Origin of the sequence: Pseudooceanicola marinus, assembly GCF_020177265.1 — a bacterium.
Taxonomy (GTDB): domain Bacteria; phylum Pseudomonadota; class Alphaproteobacteria; order Rhodobacterales; family Rhodobacteraceae; genus Pseudooceanicola; species Pseudooceanicola marinus_A.
Map to the genome: position 1 here is coordinate 78,130 of NZ_JAIVMC010000003.1, position 21,810 is coordinate 99,939.

At 67.3% G+C, this 21,810-nt stretch carries 19 protein-coding genes; 8 read left to right on the plus strand and 11 right to left on the minus strand.

Translation table 11 applies throughout. The annotated features are described in order from the left end of the window. Positions 1–88: 88 nt before the first annotated feature. Complete coding sequence (locus LC066_RS05055) at positions 89–2,380, minus strand: NADP-dependent malic enzyme (protein ID WP_224896924.1); 2,292 nt, start codon at positions 2,378–2,380, stop codon at positions 89–91. Between the two features lie 244 nt (positions 2,381–2,624). On the opposite strand from LC066_RS05055, the gene LC066_RS05060 reads away from it, so the two are divergent. The 6 genes from LC066_RS05060 (at position 2,625) to LC066_RS05085 (ending at position 8,596) form a co-directional block, all read left to right on the plus strand. Next, positions 2,625–3,017, plus strand: a complete 393-nt coding sequence (locus LC066_RS05060; RefSeq protein WP_085886258.1) for a cytidine deaminase — start codon at positions 2,625–2,627, stop codon at positions 3,015–3,017. A 2-nt stretch (positions 3,018–3,019) separates the two neighbouring features. After that, positions 3,020–4,333 carry a thymidine phosphorylase gene (locus tag LC066_RS05065; protein ID WP_224896927.1) on the plus strand — a complete coding sequence of 438 codons (1,314 nt, stop codon included), beginning with the start codon at positions 3,020–3,022 and terminating at the stop codon, positions 4,331–4,333. After that, positions 4,330–5,547 carry a phosphopentomutase gene (locus LC066_RS05070; RefSeq protein ID WP_224896929.1) on the plus strand — a complete coding sequence of 406 codons (1,218 nt, stop codon included), beginning with the start codon at positions 4,330–4,332 and terminating at the stop codon, positions 5,545–5,547. The genes LC066_RS05065 and LC066_RS05070 overlap by 4 nt, the downstream gene beginning before the upstream one ends. Further along, entirely contained in the window at positions 5,544–6,554 is a 1,011-nt protein-coding gene (locus tag LC066_RS05075; protein WP_224896931.1) for an adenosine deaminase, read from the plus strand. Before LC066_RS05070 ends, LC066_RS05075 begins: the two co-directional genes overlap by 4 nt. After that, positions 6,551–7,183 carry a uracil phosphoribosyltransferase gene (upp, locus tag LC066_RS05080; protein ID WP_085886254.1) on the plus strand — a complete coding sequence of 211 codons (633 nt, stop codon included), beginning with the start codon at positions 6,551–6,553 and terminating at the stop codon, positions 7,181–7,183. Before LC066_RS05075 ends, upp begins: the two co-directional genes overlap by 4 nt. Positions 7,184–7,249: 66 nt before the next feature. Continuing rightward, the gene (locus LC066_RS05085; protein WP_224896933.1) at positions 7,250–8,596 is read left to right on the plus strand and encodes an SPOR domain-containing protein; all 1,347 of its coding nucleotides are present in this window, start codon (positions 7,250–7,252) and stop codon (positions 8,594–8,596) included. Positions 8,597–8,696: 100 nt separating this feature from the next. Here LC066_RS05085 and LC066_RS05090 read toward each other — a convergent pair whose 3' ends face one another. Continuing rightward, positions 8,697–9,725 (minus strand): hypothetical protein, encoded by a 1,029-nt coding sequence (locus LC066_RS05090; protein WP_224896934.1) that lies wholly within the window; start codon positions 9,723–9,725, stop codon positions 8,697–8,699. A 178-nt stretch (positions 9,726–9,903) separates the two neighbouring features. Between LC066_RS05090 and LC066_RS05095 the strand changes: the two genes are divergently transcribed. Further along, positions 9,904–10,572 carry a sulfotransferase family 2 domain-containing protein gene (locus LC066_RS05095; RefSeq protein WP_224896936.1) on the plus strand — a complete coding sequence of 223 codons (669 nt, stop codon included), beginning with the start codon at positions 9,904–9,906 and terminating at the stop codon, positions 10,570–10,572. 166 nt (positions 10,573–10,738) lie between these two features. Next, positions 10,739–11,473 (plus strand): Hint domain-containing protein, encoded by a 735-nt coding sequence (locus LC066_RS05100; protein ID WP_222476546.1) that lies wholly within the window; start codon positions 10,739–10,741, stop codon positions 11,471–11,473. Positions 11,474–11,745: 272 nt separating this feature from the next. On the opposite strand, the gene LC066_RS05105 is transcribed toward LC066_RS05100, so the two are convergent. The 9 genes from LC066_RS05105 to LC066_RS05145 form a co-directional block, all read right to left on the minus strand. Then, a complete protein-coding gene (locus LC066_RS05105; RefSeq protein WP_224896938.1) occupies positions 11,746–12,786 on the minus strand; it encodes a nickel/cobalt transporter in 1,041 nt (346 codons plus the stop codon). Then, on the minus strand, positions 12,783–13,466 hold the full coding sequence (locus LC066_RS05110) for a DUF1007 family protein (protein WP_224896940.1): 684 nt from the start codon (positions 13,464–13,466) through the stop codon (positions 12,783–12,785). The genes LC066_RS05105 and LC066_RS05110 overlap by 4 nt, the downstream gene beginning before the upstream one ends. Before the next feature lie 251 nt (positions 13,467–13,717). Then, positions 13,718–15,907: a 3-hydroxyacyl-CoA dehydrogenase NAD-binding domain-containing protein gene (locus LC066_RS05115; RefSeq protein WP_224896942.1), complete on the minus strand. Its 2,190-nt coding sequence runs from the start codon at positions 15,905–15,907 to the stop codon at positions 13,718–13,720. Positions 15,908–15,922: 15 nt separating this feature from the next. Next, positions 15,923–17,134: an acetyl-CoA C-acetyltransferase gene (locus LC066_RS05120; protein ID WP_224896944.1), complete on the minus strand. Its 1,212-nt coding sequence runs from the start codon at positions 17,132–17,134 to the stop codon at positions 15,923–15,925. A 196-nt stretch (positions 17,135–17,330) separates the two neighbouring features. Further along, positions 17,331–17,969, minus strand: coding sequence for a glutathione S-transferase family protein (locus tag LC066_RS05125; protein WP_224896946.1), 639 nt, complete (start codon positions 17,967–17,969; stop codon positions 17,331–17,333). Positions 17,970–18,378: 409 nt separating this feature from the next. Further along, positions 18,379–18,591 (minus strand): hypothetical protein, encoded by a 213-nt coding sequence (locus tag LC066_RS05130; RefSeq protein ID WP_224896948.1) that lies wholly within the window; start codon positions 18,589–18,591, stop codon positions 18,379–18,381. Between the two features lie 192 nt (positions 18,592–18,783). After that, entirely contained in the window at positions 18,784–20,562 is a 1,779-nt protein-coding gene (locus LC066_RS05135; RefSeq protein ID WP_224896950.1) for an acyl-CoA dehydrogenase C-terminal domain-containing protein, read from the minus strand. A gap of 50 nt (positions 20,563–20,612) precedes the next feature. Then, on the minus strand, positions 20,613–21,017 hold the full coding sequence (locus LC066_RS05140; RefSeq protein ID WP_085886243.1) for a MerR family transcriptional regulator: 405 nt from the start codon (positions 21,015–21,017) through the stop codon (positions 20,613–20,615). Between the two features lie 270 nt (positions 21,018–21,287). Continuing rightward, the gene (locus LC066_RS05145) at positions 21,288–21,707 is read right to left on the minus strand and encodes a MerR family transcriptional regulator (protein ID WP_224896952.1); all 420 of its coding nucleotides are present in this window, start codon (positions 21,705–21,707) and stop codon (positions 21,288–21,290) included. Between the last annotated feature and the right edge of the window lie 103 nt (positions 21,708–21,810).

Below are 21,810 nucleotides of genomic sequence, written 5' to 3' on the forward strand. Positions count from 1 at the left end.
GCAAAGTCTGCAAAGTCCCACCTGCAAATCCTGCGCGGCGAAAGGCATATCTGCCGCGCAGGGATTCGGGCCGGGACAGCCGCCGGGATCAGCCGTAGTGCGCCACCGGGGTGCCGGCGATGGCGGCCATGTTCAGCAGTCCGCGCGCGGTGATCGAGGGGCTGACGATATGGGCGCAGTTACCCATGCCCATCAGGATCGGCCCCACTTCCAGCGCGCCGCCCTTCATCTTCAGGATGTTGCGCACGCCCGAGGCCGCATCGGCCTGGCCGAAGACCAGCACGTTGGCGGGCCCCTGGATGCGCGCACCGGGCAGGACACGATCACGCAGCTCCGGATCCAGGGCCGTGTCCACGTTCATCTCGCCCTCGTAGGCGAAATCGCGGGGCTTGGCGTCCAGGATCTCCATCGCGCCGCGCAGGCGGCGTGCGGTTTCCGTGTCCTGGTTGCCGAACTGCGACCGGCCGCACAGGGCGATCTGGGGCACCAGGCCGAACCGTTTGACGTGCCGCGCGGCGCCGATGGCGGATTGCGCGATCTCTTCCGCCGTGGGGTCGGACCAGACATGGGTATCGGCCAGGAACAGCGGCCCGTCTTCCATGATCATCAGCGACAGGGCGCCGTGCGGCGTACGATCGGGCCGGCCCAGGATCTGTTCGATGTACTTCAGGTGCCAGCGGTATTCGCCGAAGGTGCCGCAGATCAGGCTGTCGGCCTCGCCGCGATGGACCATCACCGCGCCGATGGCGGTGGTGTTGGTGCGCATGATCGCTTTGGCCAGGTCCGGGGTCACGCCACGACGCGCCATGATCTTGTGATAGGTCTGCCAGTAGTCGCGATAGCGCGGGTCGTTTTCCGGGTTCACCACGTGGAAATCCTCGCCCGGGCGGACGGTCAGCCCGGCGCGTTCGCAGCGCGCGGCGATCACGTCCGGGCGGCCGATCAGGATCGGCTGCTCCGGGGTCTCTTCCAGGATGGCCTGCGCGGCGCGCAGCACGCGGTCATCTTCACCGTCGGCAAAGACGATGCGCCGCGCGGCGGTGCTGGCGGCCTCGAAGACCGGTCGCATCAGCAGGGCGGACTTGAAGACCGACGAGTTCAGCTTCGCCTTGTAGGCGCCCATGTCCTCGATCGGGCGCGTCGCCACGCCGGTTTCCATCGCGGCCTTCGCCACGGCCACCGAAACCACGCCCGAGAGGCGCGGATCAAAGGGTTTCGGGATCAGGTAGTCGGCGCCGAAGGTCAGCCGTTCCCCCTGGTAGGCGGCGGACACCTCGGCCGAGGTGGTGGCCCGGGCCAGCGCCGCGATCCCCTCGATGCAGGCGATCTGCATCTCGTCGTTGATCTCGGTCGCGCCCACGTCCAGCGCGCCCCTGAAGATGAAGGGGAAGCACAGGACGTTGTTGACCTGGTTGGGAAAATCGCTGCGGCCCGTGGCGATGATCGCATCGGGGGCGACGGCGCGGGCCTCGTCCGGCATGATCTCGGGGGTGGGGTTGGCCAGGGCGAAGATGATCGGACGCGCCGTCATCTTCTGCACCAGCTCGGGCTTCAGCACGCCGGGGCCGGAGAGGCCAAGGAACATGTCCGCGCCCTCGATCACCTCCTCCAGCGATCGCTTGTCGGAGGGCTGCGCGAAGGCGGCCTTCTGCGGGTTCATGTCCTCTTCGCGGCCCTCGTGGACCAGCCCGTGGATATCGCAGAGCCAGACGTTTTCGCGCTTCACCCCCAGCTTCAGCAGCATGTTCAGACAGGCGATGCCCGCCGCACCGCCACCCGTGGAGACGATCTTGATGTCCTCGAATTTCTTGCCGGCCACGCGCAGCGCGTTGGTGGCGGCGGCGCCGACGACGATGGCGGTGCCGTGCTGGTCGTCATGGAAGACGGGGATGTTCATCCGCTCGCGGCACAGCTTTTCCACGATGAAACAGTCGGGCGCCTTGATGTCTTCGAGGTTGATCGCGCCGAAGGTCGGCTCCAGCGCGCAGACGATTTCGGCCAGCTTCTCGGGGTCAGGCTCGTTCACTTCGATGTCGAAACAGTCGATGCCGGCGAACTTCTTGAAGAGGACGGCCTTGCCTTCCATCACCGGTTTCGACGCCAGCGCGCCGATGTTGCCCAGGCCCAGAACGGCAGAGCCGTTGGACACCACGGCCACCAGATTGCCGCGCGAGGTGTAGCGCGAGGCGGCCTGCACGTCCGCCTTGATCTCCAGGCAGGCCTCGGCCACGCCGGGGGAATAGGCCAGAGACAGGTCGCGGCCATTGGCCAGCGGCTTGGTCGCGCGCACTTCCAGTTTCCCGGGCTTGGGGTTCTCGTGGTAGCCTAGGGCGGCGGCGCGGAAGGTCGATTTGTCGGTGTTCGGGCCGGTGTCGGACATGTCGTGCCTCTCTCTCCGAAAAGTAGTTTGGCGTTAAACTATCTTGGCGCCGGGGGGAAGCCCCGCCTTTGGTCCTGCCCCTGACGCAGGGGCATTCCGCCGGTTTGTCCGGCCCGGACCTGCCCTGCCGAGGGGTCCCCCCTTGCAAACCCCGGCAGCCCCCGAAAGACTGCGCCGAACAATGCCGGCGCGCCGCTTGTCGCGTGCCGATGTTTCAGGACAGTGAAGATCACGGGAGACAGTGATGAAGGATCTGCTTACGGCGGCAACGGCCGTCTACGAAAAGGCCTATGCCCCCTATTCCCGGTTCAAGGTCGGTGCCGCCGTGCGCACGCCCTCGGGCGCGATCTATTCGGGCTGCAACGTGGAAAACGTGGCCTACCCGGAAGGCACCTGTGCGGAGGCCGGCGCCCTGGCCGCCATGGTCGCGGGCGGCGAGACGGAGATCGTCGAGGTCGCGGTCATCGCTGATGCCACCGCCCCCGTGCCCCCCTGCGGTGGCTGCCGGCAGAAGCTGGCGGAGTTCGGCAAGCCCGACATCAAGGTGACCATGTACACGCTGACCGGCGACCGGCTGGAGACGACGCTGGCCGACCTGCTGCCGGGCAAGTTCACCAAGGACCACATGAAAGACTGATCATGGACTCGCGCCACATCATCGCCACGCTGCGCGACGGCCATGTGCCGCGCGACGGCGAGATCCGCTGGTTCGCCCAAGGGCTGGCGGACGGCACCGTGACCGACGCCCAGGCGGGCGCCTTCGCCATGGCCGTGCTGCTGCGCGGGCTGGGCGAGGAGGGGCGGGTGGCCCTGACCCGGGCCATGCGCGATTCGGGCCGGGTGCTGAGCTGGGATCTGCCCGCGCCCGCGCTGGACAAGCATTCCACCGGCGGGGTGGGCGATTGCGTCTCCCTCGTTCTGGCACCGATGCTGGCGGCCTGCGGCGCCTACGTCCCGATGATCTCGGGCCGGGGGCTGGGGCATACGGGCGGCACGCTGGACAAGCTGGAGGCGATCCCGGGCCTGTCGACCGAGCTGACGGAAACAGCCTTTCGCGGCGTGACGGCGGAGGCAGGCTGCGCCATCGTTGCCGCCTCCACCGACATCGCGCCGGCTGACCGGCGGCTCTACTCGATCCGGGACGTGACCGGCACGGTCGAAAGCCTCGATCTGATCACCGCCTCGATCCTGTCGAAGAAGCTGGCGGCGGGGCTGGATGCGCTGGTGCTGGACGTGAAATGCGGCGCGGGCGCCTTCATGAAGACCGAGGAGGACGCGGCGCAGTTGGCCCGCGCCCTGGTCTCCACCGCCAATGCCGCCGGTTGCCCGACCGAGGCCCTGCTGACGGACATGAGCCAGCCCCTGGCGCCCGCCCTTGGCAATGCGCTGGAGGTGGCGGAAAGCATGGCGGTGCTCTCTGGCACGAAACGCGGGCGGCTGGCGGAGCTGTCCATCGCCCTGGGCGCGGGCCTTCTGGTGCAGGGCGGCCTGGCCGCCACGCCGGAAGAGGGTGCGGTGAAGCTGGAAGAGGCGCTGAGCAGCGGCGCGGCGATGGAGCGGTTCGGGCGCATGGTGGCCCTGATGGGCGGCCCTGTCCGCTTTGCCGAGGACTGGCAGCGCCTGCTGCCCGAAGCCAACGTGATCCTAGAGGTCACGGCTGGGGGTCCCGGTCATGTCACCGCCATGGATGGCGAGGCCCTGGGCCTGTCGGTCGTCGCCCTGGGTGGCGGGCGCCAGGTGGAAAGCGACCGGATCGAACCCTCGGTCGGGCTGTCGGACCTGGTGCGCATCGGCCAGCCGGTGGAGAAGGGACAGGTGCTGGCCCGCGTCCATGCCGCACGGATCGAGGCGGCAGAGGCCGCCGTGGCCGAGGTGCGCGCCGCCATCACCATTTCCGAGACCACCACAGCGCCCGCCCCGGCGCCGCTGGTTCTGCAAAGGATCACCGCATGACCCGCGCCTTTCTCGTCGTCATGGACAGCGTCGGCATCGGCGGTGCGCCAGATGCCGACCGCTTCTTCAACGGCTCCTCTCCCGACACCGGCGCCAACACCCTGGCCCATATCGCCGAGGCCTGTGCCTCCGGCCGCGCCGAGGAAGGGCGCAGTGGCACGCTGTCCCTGCCCAACCTGGCCGCGCTTGGCCTGGGCGAAGCCGTGAAGCTGGCCTCCGGCGCCGTGGCACCGGGTGTCGAGGCCGAGGTGACGGGGCACTACGCCGCCGCCGCCGAGGTGTCGCCCGGCAAGGATACGCCCTCGGGCCACTGGGAACTGGCGGGGGTGCCGGTGCCCTGGGACTGGCACTATTTCCCCGACACCCAGCCGGCCTTCCCGGAGGAGCTGGTGGCGAAGGTCTGCGCGTTGGCGGGCACCGACGGCATCCTGGGCAACTGCCATGCCTCGGGCACGCAGATCATCGCGGAACTGGGGGAGGAGCACATGCGGACGGGCAAACCGATTTGCTACACCTCCGCCGACAGCGTCTTCCAGATCGCCGCGCATGAGGAGAGCTTCGGCAACGACCGCCTGCAGAAGCTCTGCAAGGATCTGGCGCCGACCCTGCATGCGATGAAGGTGGGGCGCGTCATTTCCCGCCCCTTCGTCGGCACGCCCGGCCAGTTCACCCGCACCGGCAACCGCCGCGACTATGCGGTGGCCCTGCCAAGTCCGGGCCTGTGCGACTGGGCGCAGGCGGCGGGACGCAAGGTGCATGCCGTGGGCAAGATCGGCGACATCTTCTCGATGGCCGGCATCGATGACGTGGTGAAAGGCTCGGACGCCGAGCTGATGGACCACCTCGACCGGCTGCTGGGAGAGGCGCAGGACGGCTCCCTGACCTTTGCCAATTTCGTGGAATTCGACAGCCTCTATGGACATCGGCGCGATATTTCGGGATATGCCCGCGCGCTGGAATGGTTCGACGCCCGGATCGGCCAGGTGATCGCGGCGCTGCGCCCTGGCGACCTGCTGCTGGTGACCGCCGATCATGGCAACGACCCCAGCTGGACCGGATCGGACCACACCCGCGAACGCGTGCCGGTGCTGATCGCCGGTCTCGACGGGGCGGGGGAGCTTTCTCCGGGCCTGTGCCAGTTCACCGACGTGGCCGCGACCGTGGCCGCGCATCTGTCGATCCCGGCCGAGGGGCCGGGCAGGAGCCTGATATGAGCCTCGCCCAAGAGGGTGCCGATTTCGCCGCCATCCCCAAGCTGGAACTGCACCTGCACCATGAAGGCGCGGCGCCGCCTGCCTTCATCCGGGGCCTGGCCTCCGAGAAGAAGGTGAACATCGACAAGGTGTTCGACGAGAGGGGCCATTACGCCTACGACGACTTCTGGCACTTCCTTCAGGTCTACGAGGCCGCGACCTCGGTGCTGAAGACGCCGGAGGATTACGCGCGTCTGACCACTGCCGTGCTGGAGGAAAGCGCCGCCTCGGGTGTGATCTACACCGAGACCTTCCTGTCTCCCGATTTCTGCGGCGATCGGGACGTGGGGGCCTGGCGCGAATACCTGCATGCCATCCGCGAGGCCGCCGACGCAGCCGAACGCGACATGGGGATCGTCACCCGGGGCATCGTCACCTGCATCCGCCACTTCGGCCCCGACAAGGCCAAGGAAACCGCGCTCTGCGCCGCCGAGACCGCGGGCGACTGGATCGTCGGCTTCGGCATTGCCGGGGATGAGAAGGCGGGCAAGCCCCGTGACTTCGCCTACAGCTTCGACATGGCCCGCGAGGCAGAGCTGGCCCTGACTGCCCACGCGGGCGAATGGGGCGGACCGCAATCCGTGCGCGACGCGCTGGAGGCACTGCGGCCTGCGCGCATCGGCCACGGCGTGCGCGCCATCGAGGACCTGGAACTGGTCGACCGCCTGGCGGAAGAGGGCGTGGTGCTGGAGGTTTGCCCCGGTTCCAACGTCACCCTGGGGATCTACCCCGACGTTTCCCGCCACCCCATCGAGATGCTGCGCGAACGCGGCGTGAAGGTCACCGTGTCCACCGATGACCCGCCCTTCTTCCATACCACCATGGCGAAGGAATACGAAGCGTTGCATCATGCCTTCGGCTGGGAGGAGGAGGTCTTCGCCCAGATCACCCGGACCGCCCTGGATGCCGCCTTCTGCGACCAAGCCACCAAAGACACACTCGCCAAACGCCTGGAGATCTCCGCATGACCGATCATCTGACCGTCGTCACCCACCCGCTGGTGCAGCACAAGCTGACCCTGATGCGCGAGCAGGAGACCTCTACCGCGAAGTTCCGCCAGCTGCTGCGCGAGATTTCCCAGCTGCTGGCCTATGAAGTCACCCGCGAGCTGGAGATGACGACGAAGACCATCCAGACGCCGATGCAGGAAATGGATGCGCCGCTGCTGGACGGCAAGAAGCTGGCGCTGATCTCGATCCTGCGGGCTGGCAACGGTCTGCTGGACGGCATCCTGGAACTGGTGCCTGCGGCCCGCGTGGGCTTCGTCGGCCTCTACCGCGACGAGGAAACGCTGCAGCCGGTGCAATACTACTTCAAGGTGCCCGAGCACCTGGAAGACCGCCTCGTGATCGCCGTCGATCCGATGCTGGCGACCGGCAACAGCTCCGTCGCGGCGATCGACCTGCTGAAGAAGGCCGGTGCGACGAACATCCGCTTCCTCTGCCTGCTGGCGGCGCCCGAGGGCGTGGCCCGGATGAAGGAGGCGCACCCGGATGTGCCGATCGTCACCGCCGCGCTGGATGAGAAGCTGAATGAGCATGGCTATATCGTTCCGGGCCTAGGGGATGCGGGCGACCGCATGTTCGGCACAAAATAAGCCATCCCGGCTTTACTCGGGCCGTGACCTGCGGCAGAGTCGGGCGAGCATCTGTCGGGGGACACGATGAAGCTGCTGCACAAGACCTATCTGCCCTTTGCCTGCCTGGCCCTTGGCCTGCTGCTCGATCCCGTCGCGGGGTCGGCACAGAGCCTGCGTCGCGATGACGGCCCGGCGGAATATCCGCCGGCCTCCTTCCGGGGCAGTCAGTATGTGGACAGCGAGGGCTGCATCTACATCCGCGCGGGCGTCGACGGCTCGACCACCTGGGTGCCGCGCGTCAGTCGCGACCGCAAGGTGGTCTGCGGCTACCAGCCGACCCAGGTCGCCGGCACAAGCACCGCCGCGCCCGGCGGCGCCTCCGCCGATGCGGCCCCGGTGACGATCACCGCCGCCCGGCCCGAGAATACCGCGCCCGAACCGGCCCCTGCCGCCTCCGTGCAGGCGCGGGCGGAGACGGCTAAGACATCAGCGGCGCCCGCCGTGCGGACGCCGGCTGCGCAGCAGACCCGGGCCGCGACGCAAAGCGCGCAGGTGCCGCGGACGACGCGCCCGGCCAGCAGCGGCGGCGTCCGCTATGCCGCCCGTCCGGTGACCGAACGGCGCCCCGTGCTGCCCGCCGCGATCACCCCGGCACCGCGGCCCCAGGTGGTCCGCCCCGCGCCCAGCTCCGGCACGACGGCCTGCCCGAACCTGTCCGCCGTCGGACAGAAGTATGTCCGTCCCGGCCCCTACGAGATCAGCTGCGGCCCCTCGGGCTACACCCCGCCGCAGATGCAGACCACCAGCTACCGCCGCCCCTCGGGCGCTGTCGTCGTGACGCCGCCCGCGCAGGTGGTGAAACCGGGGCAGGTGCCGTCGGACACCCGGGTGGTGCCCAAGCATGTCTACGAGAACCGTTACGTGGCGCAGGGCGCCAACGCTCCGCAGGTACCCGAGGGCTACCAGCGCGTCTTCGACGACGGTCGCCTGAACCCGCATCGCGCGGAACAGACCTTTGACGGCAAGGCCCGGATGGAGCTGATCTGGACCAACACCGTGCCACGCCGCCTGGTCGAGGTCCGCACGGGGCGCGACGTGACCGCGCAGTTTCCGCACCTTCGCTCCGGGCAGACCGGGCGGGTGACGGGGCCGGTGATCTCGACCCAGACCCGTGCGCCGGCCGCGGCCCCGGCCAGGCCCGCGCAGGTACAGCGGGCGGCGGCCTATCGCTATGTTCAGGTGGGCAGCTTTGCCGAGGCCGGCAATGCCAGCAGCACGGCGCGCGCCTTCGGGGCCTATGGGGGCCGGGTCGTCAACAGCGGGCGCTACAACGTGGTGCTGCTCGGGCCCTTCGGCTCCGAGGCGGACATGGCCCATGCCCTGTCGGCGGCGCGGCGCGCGGGCTTCGACGACGCCTTCCCGCGGAACTGACGCCCGGGCTAGCAGGACGGGACCCCGACCGGAAAAACGACAAGAGGACCGCGCGCTGCACGGTCCTTTTTCTTTTGCCGAAGGGGAAGGTGCCCGTGCCTCAGCCGCCGCAGATCGCCTGCAGGCGCAGCCAGTCGCTGTCGCGCAGGACGGGTTCAGGCGCGCCGGAGGGGTAGGGGTCCGCCTCGATCAGGGGCAGGGTGCTTTCGCCGGTGATGTCCACCGCATAGCCATAGGGGCGGGTCTGGATGCCGGCAGCGGCAAAGCCTGCAATCAGGGCATCGGCGGGCAGGGCGCGTGGTTCGGCGCTGACCAGGGTGCGGGCGTGGTCGCCCAGGGTCTCCTGGGTCAGCTCGCCCGTGGTCAGCAGGCGCAGCACGGCGCCCGTACCGGCTTCGTCCAGCAGGCGGTCCACCGGATCCTGGGCGCGGGCGCGCAGGTACTCGGCCACGACGAAGCCCGCGGCGATCTCCGGATCCTCGTAATCCTCCACCACGCTGCGCGACAGCAGCAGCAGGTTGCCGGGCAGATGCAGGCTGTCCCGCAAGCCAGTGCGCATGACGTAGAGGTCGGGCGGCGTGCCGCCCTCGGGGGTGATCCGGCTGGCCAGCAGGGCCAGCGCCTCGGCGCCACCCGGGCCGGCGCAGGGCGGGCCGGTCAGGGTCTGCACCTCGTCGAAAAGCTTGCGCCCGATTTCGTCGCGCTTCACCTGCGGCAGTACTGACAGGGCATGCGATTGCAGCGCGCCGGGCAGCCAGAACAGGCCAAGCGCCAGGATGCCGGCGGCGAAGCCCCCCACGACGCCCAGGCGCACACGCCCCTTCTGGGGACGGCGGCGGGCGACGGCGCTGCGCAGCTGTTCCAGCGCGTCGATCATCTGCCCCTCGTCCTCGGCCAGCTCCAGCGTTTCGTCCGGGTCGCCGTCGGGGTGATAGATCGCGGGCAGGGCGCCAGGGTTGGCGCGGGTCAGGGCAGAGATCGACCAATGGGTCAGCGGCCGGTCCTGGCGATCGGAAATGGTGATCGTCGCCTCGCCGATCGACAGGATCACGTCGCGGCGCTGGCCGTCCGGACCTTCGCGCCACAGGGCGGCGGCCTCCAGCCGCTGATACTTCTCCAATGCCGTCATGGGCGTATTGCGTCCGGCCTGCTCATCGAGGGGGAGGGCGGTCGCGCCCCTCTGAAGGGAGCTTGCATCCAGCCTCTGGCCTCTGGTTTCGGCGGACAATAGCACGAGCCGGCGAAGACCCGCAATTGCGCAGCGTGATCGCCTTCCCCGGGGGCGCACCCTGCGCTAGCCTCCGGCCATGATCCTATCGCGCGGGCGCCGCTACATCTTCATTCACATTCCCAAGACCGGCGGCACCTCCATGGCGCTGGCACTGGAAAGCCGCGCGATGAAGGACGACGTGATGCTGGGCGATACGCCCAAGGCGCGCCGCAGACGTCACCGGGTGCGCGACGTGTCAGCGCGCGGGCGGCTGTGGAAGCACTCAACCCTGGCGGATATCGAGGGACTGGCGACGCCGGAGGAAATCGACGACTTCTTCGTCTTCACCCTGGTGCGCAACCCCTGGGACCGGGTCGCGAGTTACTACCTTTGGTTGCAGGGTAAGGGGTTTTCCCACCCCGCTGTGGAGCGCGCCAGGCGTCTGTCCTTCAGTGCCTTCATCCGCGATCCGCTGATCGCCCGAAGCTTCGAATCGTCGCCCTATGGCAGCTATGTGCGCGAATCATCGGGACGTGAGAAATGCAGTGTTTTCATTCGATTGGAACGGTTTTCCGAAGACGCTGATCCTCTTTGGCGTCATCTTGGGTTTCAATTGACGCTGCCGCGCGTCAATCAAGTTGACGTGCATGTCAAGTCGCAACTTGTATACCGCGACGAAGATCGTAAATTCATCGCCGATTTATGTGCGGAAGACATCCATCGCTTCGGATACGACCGTCTGGAAGGCGAAAAACGACCGCTTTGACCTCGCTTTGGATACAAATTTGCCAAAATTAAAGAATTGTCGCCTGAAATGGTGGATTGCCCCTTTCCTGCCTGATTTCGTCCCAAGACCCGTCTTAGTTGTATTGCGAAATGCACGTCATAAGCGAGCTGCAGAAGCGGCGAATGCGAAATCGGGAAACGACAGAATGTTTGACATAAAAACACGGCGCGACGCGTCGAGAAGATCCGAGGAGGCCGAGGTGGGATACGGCTCCGATGCGGATCTCGGGCCGGAAACGGCGTTGTCCGGGATCGTCGCGGGGACACGTGTGGCCACCGCCGTCGGCTGGCGCAATGTCGAGGAGCTGGAAGCCGGCGATGCCGTGCTGACCTTCGACAGCGGCCTGAAGACCGTTCAGAACATCAAGCGCAAGGCGCTGTGGGATGGCAACGGGGCGTGCCCGTCGCGCTTCCAGCCGCTGCACGTGCCGCGCGGGGCCATCGGCAACCGCGAAGAGATGCTGCTGTTGCCGCGCCAGGGTGTCCTGGTCGAAAGCGACATCGCCGAGGAAGAGCTGGGAGATCCCTTCGTCCTGATCCGCGCCGAGGCGCTGGACGGGGTCTGCGGCATCGCCCGCCGTCGTCCTATCTTCGCGCCCGAAGTCTTCGTGCTGGAGTTCGAGGAAGATCAGGTGATCTTCGCCAGTTCCGGCGCGCTCTGCGTTTGCCCGGCGGCCGGCGACATGCTCAGCCGCCTGTTCAGCCGCAGCCAGGAAGCCACCAGCGATTACACCATCCTCAGCCAGGAAACCTCCCGTGAGTTGATCGAGAAGATCACCTGGGAGCTGGAAGAGAAATGGGCCTTCGCCCTGGCGCGCAGTGGTCAGGCGGAAGGCGGCCGCAGCGCGGCACGTCAGCAGGAAATGCGCACGTCCCGGTAAGCCGGGACGCCATCACCGCTACGTCCGGGTCGCTGGGGCCGGGGCATACGCGACGACATCAGGCCGGGGGGCTGCCGAACGGGATCCGGAAGGGATCCAGCCGCCAGCTGCGGCGCCGGTCCCCTTGCGAATGGCGGGGCCCGGCATCTTCCCGTCAGACAAGCTCACTGTGGGCCGCATGGCCCGCATGAACCTCGCCCCGTCTGCTGACCGGGTGCCCTGCGTGACCGGATGTGTCCCCCGTCCGGTTCGTTTCCCCAACAGGGCCTCGGTTAGAACACGTGCAGTGAAAGGCCAGTGGCAGCGGAGGCGATGAGCGTGCCGGCGGTCAGTTCGACCAAGGCGAGAAGCGGAGCGGACCCTTTGTCCCAACTGTCCTGCTCCGTGGATCTGTCGAGCGCGCCGGTGCGCAGAAATACCGAGGCCAGCGCCACCGCCACGGTGACGCTGGCCACCCCCAGCCCCATGGCGAAGGCCCCGGCCACGCCGGAGGCAAAGATATCCATCCGCCAGGTCAGGATCAGCAGGAAGAGCGCGCCGGTGCAGGGCCGGATCGCCACCGCGCCGATCAGCAACAGCGCATCACGCACCGAGGTCAGCCGGGCGGCCTCTTCCACCGTTGGCCCGTGACGGTGCCCGCAGGCGCAGGTGCCGTCGGCGCCGTGGTCATGGACGTGATCGTGAGCTTGGTCCTGCCCGTGGCCCGCGGCCGCGAAGGGCGCGGTCCGATCTTGCCGCAGCCGCCGCACTGCCTGCCACAGGTGCCGCAGCCCGCGCAGCGCCAGCCACAGGCCGACCAGCCCGATCGCCGCGTAGGACAGCGGTGCCAGCCACTCCTCGGCGAGGCCTACCATATGGGCCCGGCTCCAGTCGAAGAGAAGCACGCCCGCACCCACCATGAGGACGGCGGTGGCCGATTGCGCCAGCGACGACGCCAGCGCCAGTCCCGACAGGCGCAACGCGGTGACACGCTGCGAGACGCCGTAGCCGCCGATCAGGATCTTCCCGTGGCCCGGCCCCGCCGCGTGGAAGACGCCATAGGTGAAACAGATCCCCATCAGCAGTAGCCAGGCGCCGGGCTCGCCGGCCCGCAGGGCGCGCAGGGTCCCGGCCATGGCGTTCTGCGCGTCACGCTGCCCCTCGGCGGCCCAGCCTTCCAGCGTGCGCATGCCGCCCCAGCCCCAGAGGTAGGCCGCCAGCGCGACCAACCCGGCCAGCAGCAGTGCCGGCACGGCGATCCGGGCCAGGCGCCAGAGGCGCAGCGCCAGCGGGCGGCGCGCGGAGAGGCCGGGAGAGGCGGTGTGATCGGTCATTCCGCACCTCCGCAGCGGATGCGGATCGTATCGGCAAAGGTCTCGCCCACCTCCGGGTAGCCTGTGGCATCGGGCGGCAGTTCGGCCAGCTCGGCGGCCAGCTGCTCGTAGGCGTCATCGACCTCGGGCGGGGTCACGTTCAACGCGCAGGCTGAGGCCCCCGGGCCGGTCAGCGACACGCCGCCCTGCAGGTCGTAGGCGGTGTAGAAGGTCGGGTCATAGGCCTTCACCACCAGCCCGTCCGCCTCGGGCGGGGCCTCGGGGCGGCGGCGGTGACGGCTGGCATAGACGCCCTCTTCGAAGGTGACGCCCAGCCCCTCGGGCGGCCCCAGGGCCAGATCCTGCCCGCCCGGCGCGGTCACGTAGAGATCGCCGGCGAAGCCCTCCATCCAGTTCAGGTCGTAGCCGTCCAGTTCCTCCAGTTCGGCGTCGGTCAGGATGCCATCGAAGTCGGGATCCAGCGACAGCTCGTCCAGCAGAAGCATGGAATACATCTCGTCATAGGCCCAGGTGACGTCAATTCCCGTCAACTGGCCTTCCTCGTCGATCTCCAGCACCAAGGTGGTGGAGATGAAGATATGCGGATGCGCCCGCGCCGCGGTGGCAGGCGCCAGCAGCGCCAGCGCGCCAAGCAGAAGGGCAGGGCGGGCGCCGCGCCGCCGGGGGATAAGATGCATCATGGCCGCAATCTAGACGTCTCGCCGCGGCTGGGAAAGTGGGCTCGCAAAGCTGTGTGGACCACGCGCGACGGGGTGCCGATGCCGCGCGTGGCAGAGGCGTCGCGCCCTGGTCTTCTCCGTGCCGGAAATATCCCGGCAGGGGTCTCCGCCACGGAGACGGGGGCAGAGAGAGTCGCCTTTCTAACGATCGCAAGAGAAAGGCCGCCCGGGATTTCTCCCGGACGGCCCTGTGACTTGCGCTGTGGCGCGGATCAAGCGGCCTTGGCCTCGGGGCCGAAGCGGCCGTAGAAGCTCTGGTTCTTCTCTGCCATCTCGCGCAGCAGGGCGGGGCAGGCGAAGCGCGGGCCATAGGTGGCTTCCAGGTGGTCGCACCGCTCGGCGGCATAGGCCGCGCCCAGCATGTCGAGCCAGCCGAAGGGGCCGCCGGACCAGGGGGCGAAGCCCCAGCCGAGTATCGCGCCGACGTCACCTTCGCGGATGTCCATCAGCACGTTCTCTTCCAGCGCGCGGACGGCTTCCAGAACCTGGGCGAACATCAGGCGATGCTGCACCTCGATCAGGTCGGGCTGGTCTTCGGCATGGGGGTATTGCTCCTCCAGACCTGGCCAGATGCCCGTGCGCTTGCCCTTCTCGTCGTAGTCGTAGAAGCCGGCGTTCGACTTGCGGCCCTTTCTGCCGAGATCGAACATCCAGAACATCAGGTCGTCGACGCCCTTGGCATCTGCCGGGTAGGCATCGCCCATGGCTTCCTTGGTGGCCTTGGCGATCTTGACGCCCAGATCGATCGAGGTCTCGTCGATCAGCTGCAGCGGGCCCACGGGCATCCCCAGCAGACGCGCCGCGTGATCGACCAGCACCGGGCTGACGCCCTCGCTGACCATCCGCGCGCCTTCGTTCAGGTAGGGGATGATGCAGCGGTTGGCGTAGAAGAACCGCTCGTCATTGACGACGATCGGCGTCTTGCGGATCTGGCGCACGTAATCCAGCGCCTTGGCCACCGCCCGGTCGCCCGTCTCGCGGCCCTTGATGATCTCCACCAGCAGCATCTTTTCCACCGGCGAGAAGAAGTGAATGCCGATGAACTGCTCGGGCCGCGCGCTGGCCTTGGCCAGGCCGGTGATCGGCAGGGTCGAGGTGTTCGAGGCGAAGATGCAATCCTCGGGGATCACCGCCTCGACGGCCTTGGTGATCTCGGCCTTGACCTTCGGATCCTCGAATACGGCCTCGATGATCAGGTCACAGCCCTCAAGCTGCGCGTAATCGGTCGTTGCCGTGATCTGGCCCAGCACCTTTTCCTTCTTCTCGGGCGTGGACTTGCCGCGCTTGATGCCCTTGTCCAGGTAGGCCTCGGTATAGGCCTTGCCCTTGTCCGCGGCCTCCTGGGTCTGGTCGATCAGCACGACGTCCATCCCCGCCTGGGCGGAGACCAGCGCGATGCCCGCACCCATCATGCCGGCGCCCAGCACGCCCAGCTTCTTCACCGTCTGATCCGGCGCTTCGGGGCGGTTCGCGCCCTTCTCCAGCGCTTCCTTGTTGAGGAAGAGCGAGCGGATCATGTTCCCCGAGGAGGGGTTCATGATGACATTGGTGAACCAGCGCGCCTCGATCTTCAGCGCGGTGTCGAAGGGCACCATCAGACCCTCATAGACGGCCGACAGCATCGCCTTCGGCGCGGGATAGGCGCCCCAGGTGTTGGCCATGATCATCGCGTTGGCGCCGACCATGGTCTGGAAGCCCGCCGGGTGATAGGGCGCGCCGCCCGGCACCTTGTAGCCCTTGGCGTCCCAGGGTTTAACGATGTCGGCGTCCTTGGCCGCCAGCACCCAGGCCTTGGCGGCGGCCATCGGATCCTCGGACACCTCGTCGATGATGCCGGCCTTCACGGCGCCCTTGGGGTCGCTCAGCTTGGCCTGCAGCAGGAAGGGCGAGGCGCCCATGACGCCCAGCTTGCGGACCAGCCGCGTGGTGCCGCCCGATCCGGGGAAAATGCCCACCTGAATCTCCGGCAGGCCGATCTTGGCCTTGGGGTTGTCGGCGGCGAAGACGCGGTGCGTCGACAGGGGCAGTTCAAGACCGATGCCAAGGGCGGTGCCCGGCAGAACGGTGGCAATCGGCTTGCCGCCCTTCAGGGTCTTGGGGTCCATGCCCGCCCGCTCGATCTTGCGCAGCAGGTGGTGCAGGGACATCACGCCCTCGAAGACGCCCTCGGCGCCCTGCTCCTTGAAGCCTGCCAGCACGTTCAGGTCCATACCGGCGGCGAAAGTGTCCTTGCCGGAGGTGATGACGATGCCCTTCACGGCCTCATCGGCCAGCGCATCGGTCACGGCGGCGTCCAGCTCGGCGGCGCCTGCCATGCTCAGCACGTTCATCGACTTGCCCGGCACGTCCCAGGTGATCACGGCGACGCCATCGGCGCCTTTTTCCATGGTGAATTCAGCCATTGTCCTGATCCTCCCTTACACCAGTTCGATGACGGTCGCGGCGCCCATGCCCGAGGCGACGCAAAGCGTGGCCAGGCCGGTGGACTTGCCGGTGCGTTCCAGCTCGTCCAGCAGGGTGCCGATGATGATGGCGCCCGATGCGCCCAGCGGGTGACCCATGGCGATGGCACCGCCGCAGGTGTTCAGCTTGGAATGATCCACGTCGAAGGCCTGCATGAAGCGCAGCACGACCGAGGAAAAGGCCTCGTTCACCTCGAAGAGGTCGATGTCGCCGATCTCCATCCCCGCGGCCTTCAGCACGCGTTCGGTGGCCGGCACGGGGCCGGTCAGCATGATGGTCGGATCGGTGCCGATCTTGGCTGTGGCGCGGATGCGGGCTCGGGGCTTCAGCCCGTATTTCTCGCCGAATTCCTTGGAGCCCACGAGGATGGCGGCCGAACCGTCCACGATGCCCGAGGAGTTGCCCGCGTGGTGCACGTGGTTGATCGCTTCCAGGTGCGGGTACTTCAGCATCGCCACCTTGTCGAAGCCGGGCATGGTCTCGCCCATGTCCTTGAAGGCGGGCTTCAGACCGCCGAGCGTCTGCATGTCGGTGCCCGGGCGCATGTATTCGTCATGGTCCAGGATGGGCAGGCCGTTCACGTCGCGGATGGTGATGATCGACTTGTCGAAACGCTTCTCCTCCCAGGCGACACCGGCGCGGCGCTGGCTTTCCATGGCGAAGCTGTCGACGTCATCGCGCGAGAACCCGTATTCGGTGGCGATGATGTCGGCGCTGATGCCCTGGGGAACGAAGTAGCTTTCCATCGCAACGGTCGGGTCGATGGCCACGGCGGCGCCGTCGCTGCCCATGGCCACGCGGGACATGCATTCGACGCCGCCGGCGATATAGGCCTCGCCCGCGCCGCCCTTCACCTGGTTGGCGGCCAGGTTCACGGCTTCCATGCCCGACGCGCAGAAGCGGTTGATCGACAGGCCCGGGATGCGTTCGTCCAGCTCCGAGGCCAGCACGGTGGTCCGCGCCAGGCAGCCGCCCTGCTCGAACGCCTGGGTGGCATTGCCCCAGATCACGTCCTCGACCGCGTGGCCGTCCAGGCCCGAACGATCCTTGATCGCGTTCAGCATCTGCTTGCCGAGCGCGACCGAGGTCACCTCGTGCAGGCTGCCGTCGTTGCGGCCCTTGCCGCGCGGGCTGCGCACGGCATCGTAGATATAGGCTTCGGTCATGGGATCCTCAGCTCCTTCCTTGAAATGCGGGCAGGCTCCTCCGCCTCCCGTTCGCGTGCAGTCTCGGGGCAGAGGCCGCGTATTTCCATCGCGACGTTGCGTGAGTTTGGCTGACGTGCCGCCACGTCCACGTCAACTGCGGGGCGGTGCCGGGGGGCGGTGCCGGGCAGGGGAGCCCCGCCCGGCAAAGCGCGGCTCAGCCCGCGCGGTCGGACGGGTGGCCGGGCATCAGGTCATAGGGATGCTTCCAGCCCGGCAGCGCCTCGATATTGCCCAGCCAACGGTCGATCTCCGGCCAGTCCTCGCGGACGAAGGTGAAGGGCTCGGGATAGAACAGATAGCCGCAGCAGGAGAAATCGGCATTGGTCGGCTCGTCGCCCACGAGCCAGTCGCGCCCCTCCAGCGCCTGGTTCAGCGTCCGGAAGACGGCCTTCAGCCGCGCGCCCATGAAGGCGATGACATCCGGGTTGCGCCTGTCCTCGGGCAGGAAGTTCATCTGGAAGCGCAGCATGCCGGCCTGGCTGGACAGCTTGTGATTGTCCCAGAAACACCAGCGCATCACCTCGCGCGCCTCCTCGGGTGTGCTGCCGCCGAACTTGCCGGTCTTCTCAGTGATGTACATCTGGATCACCCCCGATTGGGTCAGGGTCAGATCGCCGTCCTGCAGCACCGGCGCCTCGGCCATGATGTTCAGATCCGCATAGGTCGGGCTGCGGGTCTCTCCGCCGAAGAAATCGACCTTCACCGGCTCCCAGTCCAGGCCCGACAGCTCCAGCGGCAGGGCCGCCTTGTAGGCGTTGCCGCTTTCTCCGAAACAATGCAGCTTCATGGTCATCTGCGTCTCCTCCTTGCAGTCGTTTCGCCGCGGGGGGGTTCACACCCCCGCACCCCCGTGGAGTATTTCAGACGAGATGAAGACAGGGGGATCTCCTCCGTCTTCACTCTCTCTTAACGACGTTCGCCCAAGACTGGATCCCGCGCAACAGGCTGGAGAGCCGATGGGCGCACGAGGTGAAGCCCCGGTCCGACAGATCCGGTCACCAATCCGGTGGAGCGGGCCGGGGTGGATCACGCGCGGCGCCCGGGTGTGGTGTGGCGGACTTTGGACAGGGGGGGGGCCGGGCCGAGTTCGCGCCGCGGTGAGCCGCTTGCGCCTGCCGCCCCTGTCTTCACGTCGTCGAAAATACTCCCGCCGGAGGCGTCGATCCAGCGCCACAGGCGCGACCGTAGGGCAGTGCGGCGCCCTAGCGCTTGCGCGCCTCCAGCTCGGAGTTGAAGACCCGCAGCCGGTGGGTGAGGTTCTCCTCGTCGGTCACGCTGTCGAAATTCTCGAACAGGAACGACAGCGCCTCGCCCTCGTCCAGCCCGGCCTCGCGGGCGAAACGGCGCAGGCGGCGGTAGCCGTCCTCGGTCATGGCGGCGGGAAAGCGGCGGGTCAGGCGGAAACGCTTGGGCATGGGGCAGACCTAGCGCAGCGGGCGCGGCCTGTCTTCCCTTGATCGTCACGACCGGATCCGGGGCAGGGCTTTGTGTCGCGCGATCAATAAAATGAGGGCGCGCGGCCATCCCCGGTCGCGCGCCCTCGCCCGTGAGCGGGCTTGGTCGTGGTGGTGTGGCCCGCGCCCCCTGACGGAGGGCGCGGAGCCGGATCAGAAGGCCTCGGCGTCCAGCGACATCACCGTGTCGGCGCCAGACAGGATCCGGCTGAGGTGCATGGAGCAGGCCGGCAGGCGGCGCGCCATGTAGTAGCGGCCGGTGACCAGCTTGGTCTCGTAGAACTCGGCATTGCCTTCACCGGCGGCCAGCTTCGCCTTGGCGGCCAGCGCCATCTGGGTCCAGACGTAGCCCAGGCAGACATGGCCGAACATGTGCATGAAGTCATAGGACCCGGCCAGCGCGTTGTTCGGCGTCTTCATCGACTGCATGAAGTACATGGCCGCTTCCTGCAACTGCTTCGAGGCGGTCTTCAGGGGCTCGACGAACTCCTTGGCGATCTCCTCGTCCTGGGCTGCGGCCTCCTTGCAGAAGTCCTTGATCATCTGGAACAGCGCCATGGCGGGCTTGCCGCCGCCCGACGACAGCTTCCGGCCCACCAGATCCAGCGCCTGCACGCCGTTGGCGCCTTCGTAGATCTGGGTGATGCGCGCGTCGCGGGTGAACTGCGACATGCCCCATTCCTCGATGTAGCCATGGCCGCCGTAGACCTGCTGGGCCTGCACGGTCATGTCGAAGCCCTGGTCGGTCAGGAAGCCCTTCAGCACCGGCGTCAGCAGCGAGATCAGCCCCTCGGCCTCGTCGTCCTGGTTGCGATGCGCGCGGTCCAGCATGGTGCCGCCCCAGAGGCCGAAGGCGCGGGCGCCCTCGATGAAGCTCTTCTGGTCCATCAGCATGCGGCGCACATCGGGGTGCACGATGATCGGATCGGCGGGGCCGTCGGGGTTCTTCACCCCGGTCACATCGCGGCCCTGCAGGCGGTCCTTGGCGTAGATCACGGCGTTCTGGTAGGCGGCCACGGCCTGGCTGAGACCCTGCATGCCGACGCCCAGACGGGCCTCGTTCATCATGGTGAACATGGCGCGCATGCCCTTGTGCGCTTCGCCCAGCAGGTAGCCTTCGGCCCCGTCGTAGTTCATCACGCAGGTGGCGTTGCCGTGGATGCCCATCTTCTCCTCGACCTTGCCGACGGAGACGCCGTTGCGGGCGCCGATGGTGCCCTCGTCATCGACGAGGAACTTCGGCACGATGAAGAGCGAGACACCCTTGATGCCGTCGGGGCCGCCGGGGATCTTGGCCAGCACCAGGTGGACGATGTTGTCCGCCATGTCGTGATCGCCGGCGGAGATGAAGATCTTCTGCCCGGTTATCTTGTAGGTGCCGTTGTCCTGCGGTTCGGCCTTGGTGCGCATCAGGCCCAGATCCGTGCCGCAATGGGGCTCGGTCAGGTTCATGGTGCCGGTCCATTCGCAGCTGACCATCTTCGGCAGCCACTTCGCCTTCTGCTCATCCGTGCCATGGGCATGGATGGCGGAATAGGCGCCGTGGGTCAGGCCCGGGTACATCATGAAGGCCTGGTTGGCGGCGGAGAACATCTCGCCGGTGGCTACCTGCATCAGGTAGGGCATGCCCTGGCCGCCGTACTCGGGGTCGCAGTCGAGCCCGGTCCAGCCGCCCTCGCGCAGCTGGTCGAAGGCCTCCTTGAACCCGGTCGGCGTGCGGACCACGCCGTTCTCCATGGTCACGCCTTCCTGGTCGCCCACCGTGTTCAGCGGCGCGATCACCTCGGAGGAGATCTTGGCGGCCTCCCCGAGGATGGCGCCGGTGAACTCGGCATCAAGCTCGTCATAGCCCGGAACATCCTGTTCCGAGATCTTCAGGACCTCGTGCAGAACGAACTGCAGGTCCTCGACGGGGCCGGTATAGCTGGGCATGTTCTCTCTCCCTTCGCATTCCCACCCGGATGCAGGCGCAGTCCGGGCGTTTACTCTGCGGCGTCGCTTGCCTTCATCGAGGCAATCACGTTTGCCACCCAATCCATCTGCTCTTTCAGCTCGCCGATCGCCAGGTTCAGCTCATCCCGCTGCGCTTCCATGGAATGCAGCCGCTCGCGCGCCACTTCCAGGGTCTTGGTCAGCTGGGTCTGTTGCTGGTCGCCCATGTCGTACAGGTCGAGCAACTGCCGGATCTCCTCCAGGCTGAAGCCGAAGCGCTTGCCGCGCAGGATCAGTTTCAGCCGGGCCCGGTCACGCCGCGTGAAGAGCCGTTTCTGGCCCTCGCGGATCGGAAAGAGCAGCTCCTTCGCTTCATAGAACCGCAGCGTGCGCGGGGTTACCTCGAAGGCATCGCACATGGCGCGGATCGTCATCAGATCATCGGTGTCCGTCATCTCCACCCACTCAGAATTTTTTATCATTTGGTAGGAAATGCCGGGGCTTTCCTCTCGATACAACGCTGATCTAAGTTGACGTAAGTGATACGTCACGTCACTTGGCAAATGACGTAAGATAAGCCGCATCGGCGCTGTCGCCGCGCAATTTCCTTCCCCGGGCTATCAGCCCATGGGCGCCCAGGCACCTGTGACGTTGGCGCATCCAGCAGCCTCACGGGTGCAGTTCGATTCGAAGAAAGGGGGGCAGGGGCGGCTGGGCCGGCGGGGTCAGCCGGGGTCCAGTTCGGACTTGGTGGCGTCCCGCAGCTGGCGCAGCTCGTCCATTGCCTCGTCGATCTGGCGGCGCTGTTCGGCCAGTTCGGCCATCTGGCGGTCGGCCATCTCGATCCAGACACGCATCTGCGCCTCGGATCCCTGCTGTTCGCGCATCTCCAGCCACTGCCGGATTTCCTCCAGGCTGAACCCGAAGCGGCGACCGCGCATGATCAGGGTCATCCGCGCGATTTCCCGCGCGGTGTAGAACCGCGACCGGCCCTCGCGGTCGGGCTGCAACAACTCGATATACTCGTAGTAGCGCAGGGTACGCGGGGTCACCTCGAATTTCTCGCACATCTCCTTGAAGCTGAGACGGGCGTCGGCATCGGCGGCGGAGCTGTCGGAGGCGAACTGATGGGTCATCGGGGCCATGCGGTGTGGAATTGTCTGACTCCGAAACTATGCGTCGCCGCGGCGAAGGGCAACAGCGCGGTGCTTGCCCCCGGCGCGGATCGGAGGTTTGATGCCCGCCGTG

Bases quoted from the DNA above. Each gene is read 5' to 3' on its own strand.
- LC066_RS05140 (WP_085886243.1), bottom strand. From the start codon at position 21,017: ATGACGGACACCGATGATCTGATGACGATCCGCGCCATGTGCGATGCC.
- LC066_RS05055 (WP_224896924.1), bottom strand. From the start codon at position 2,380: ATGTCCGACACCGGCCCGAACACCGACAAATCGACCTTCCGCGCCGCC.
- LC066_RS05145 (WP_224896952.1), bottom strand. From the start codon at position 21,707: ATGGCCCCGATGACCCATCAGTTCGCCTCCGACAGCTCCGCCGCCGAT.
- LC066_RS05095 (WP_224896936.1), top strand. From the start codon at position 9,904: ATGATCCTATCGCGCGGGCGCCGCTACATCTTCATTCACATTCCCAAG.
- LC066_RS05115 (WP_224896942.1), bottom strand. From the start codon at position 15,907: ATGGCTGAATTCACCATGGAAAAAGGCGCCGATGGCGTCGCCGTGATC.
- LC066_RS05110 (WP_224896940.1), bottom strand. From the start codon at position 13,466: ATGATGCATCTTATCCCCCGGCGGCGCGGCGCCCGCCCTGCCCTTCTG.
- LC066_RS05075 (WP_224896931.1), top strand. From the start codon at position 5,544: ATGAGCCTCGCCCAAGAGGGTGCCGATTTCGCCGCCATCCCCAAGCTG.
- LC066_RS05135 (WP_224896950.1), bottom strand. From the start codon at position 20,562: ATGCCCAGCTATACCGGCCCCGTCGAGGACCTGCAGTTCGTTCTGCAC.
- LC066_RS05100 (WP_222476546.1), top strand. From the start codon at position 10,739: ATGTTTGACATAAAAACACGGCGCGACGCGTCGAGAAGATCCGAGGAG.
- LC066_RS05125 (WP_224896946.1), bottom strand. From the start codon at position 17,969: ATGACCATGAAGCTGCATTGTTTCGGAGAAAGCGGCAACGCCTACAAG.
- LC066_RS05065 (WP_224896927.1), top strand. From the start codon at position 3,020: ATGGACTCGCGCCACATCATCGCCACGCTGCGCGACGGCCATGTGCCG.
- LC066_RS05120 (WP_224896944.1), bottom strand. From the start codon at position 17,134: ATGACCGAAGCCTATATCTACGATGCCGTGCGCAGCCCGCGCGGCAAG.
- LC066_RS05090 (WP_224896934.1), bottom strand. From the start codon at position 9,725: ATGACGGCATTGGAGAAGTATCAGCGGCTGGAGGCCGCCGCCCTGTGG.
- LC066_RS05070 (WP_224896929.1), top strand. From the start codon at position 4,330: ATGACCCGCGCCTTTCTCGTCGTCATGGACAGCGTCGGCATCGGCGGT.
- LC066_RS05060 (WP_085886258.1), top strand. From the start codon at position 2,625: ATGAAGGATCTGCTTACGGCGGCAACGGCCGTCTACGAAAAGGCCTAT.
- LC066_RS05105 (WP_224896938.1), bottom strand. From the start codon at position 12,786: ATGACCGATCACACCGCCTCTCCCGGCCTCTCCGCGCGCCGCCCGCTG.
- upp (WP_085886254.1), top strand. From the start codon at position 6,551: ATGACCGATCATCTGACCGTCGTCACCCACCCGCTGGTGCAGCACAAG.
- LC066_RS05085 (WP_224896933.1), top strand. From the start codon at position 7,250: ATGAAGCTGCTGCACAAGACCTATCTGCCCTTTGCCTGCCTGGCCCTT.
- LC066_RS05130 (WP_224896948.1), bottom strand. From the start codon at position 18,591: ATGCCCAAGCGTTTCCGCCTGACCCGCCGCTTTCCCGCCGCCATGACC.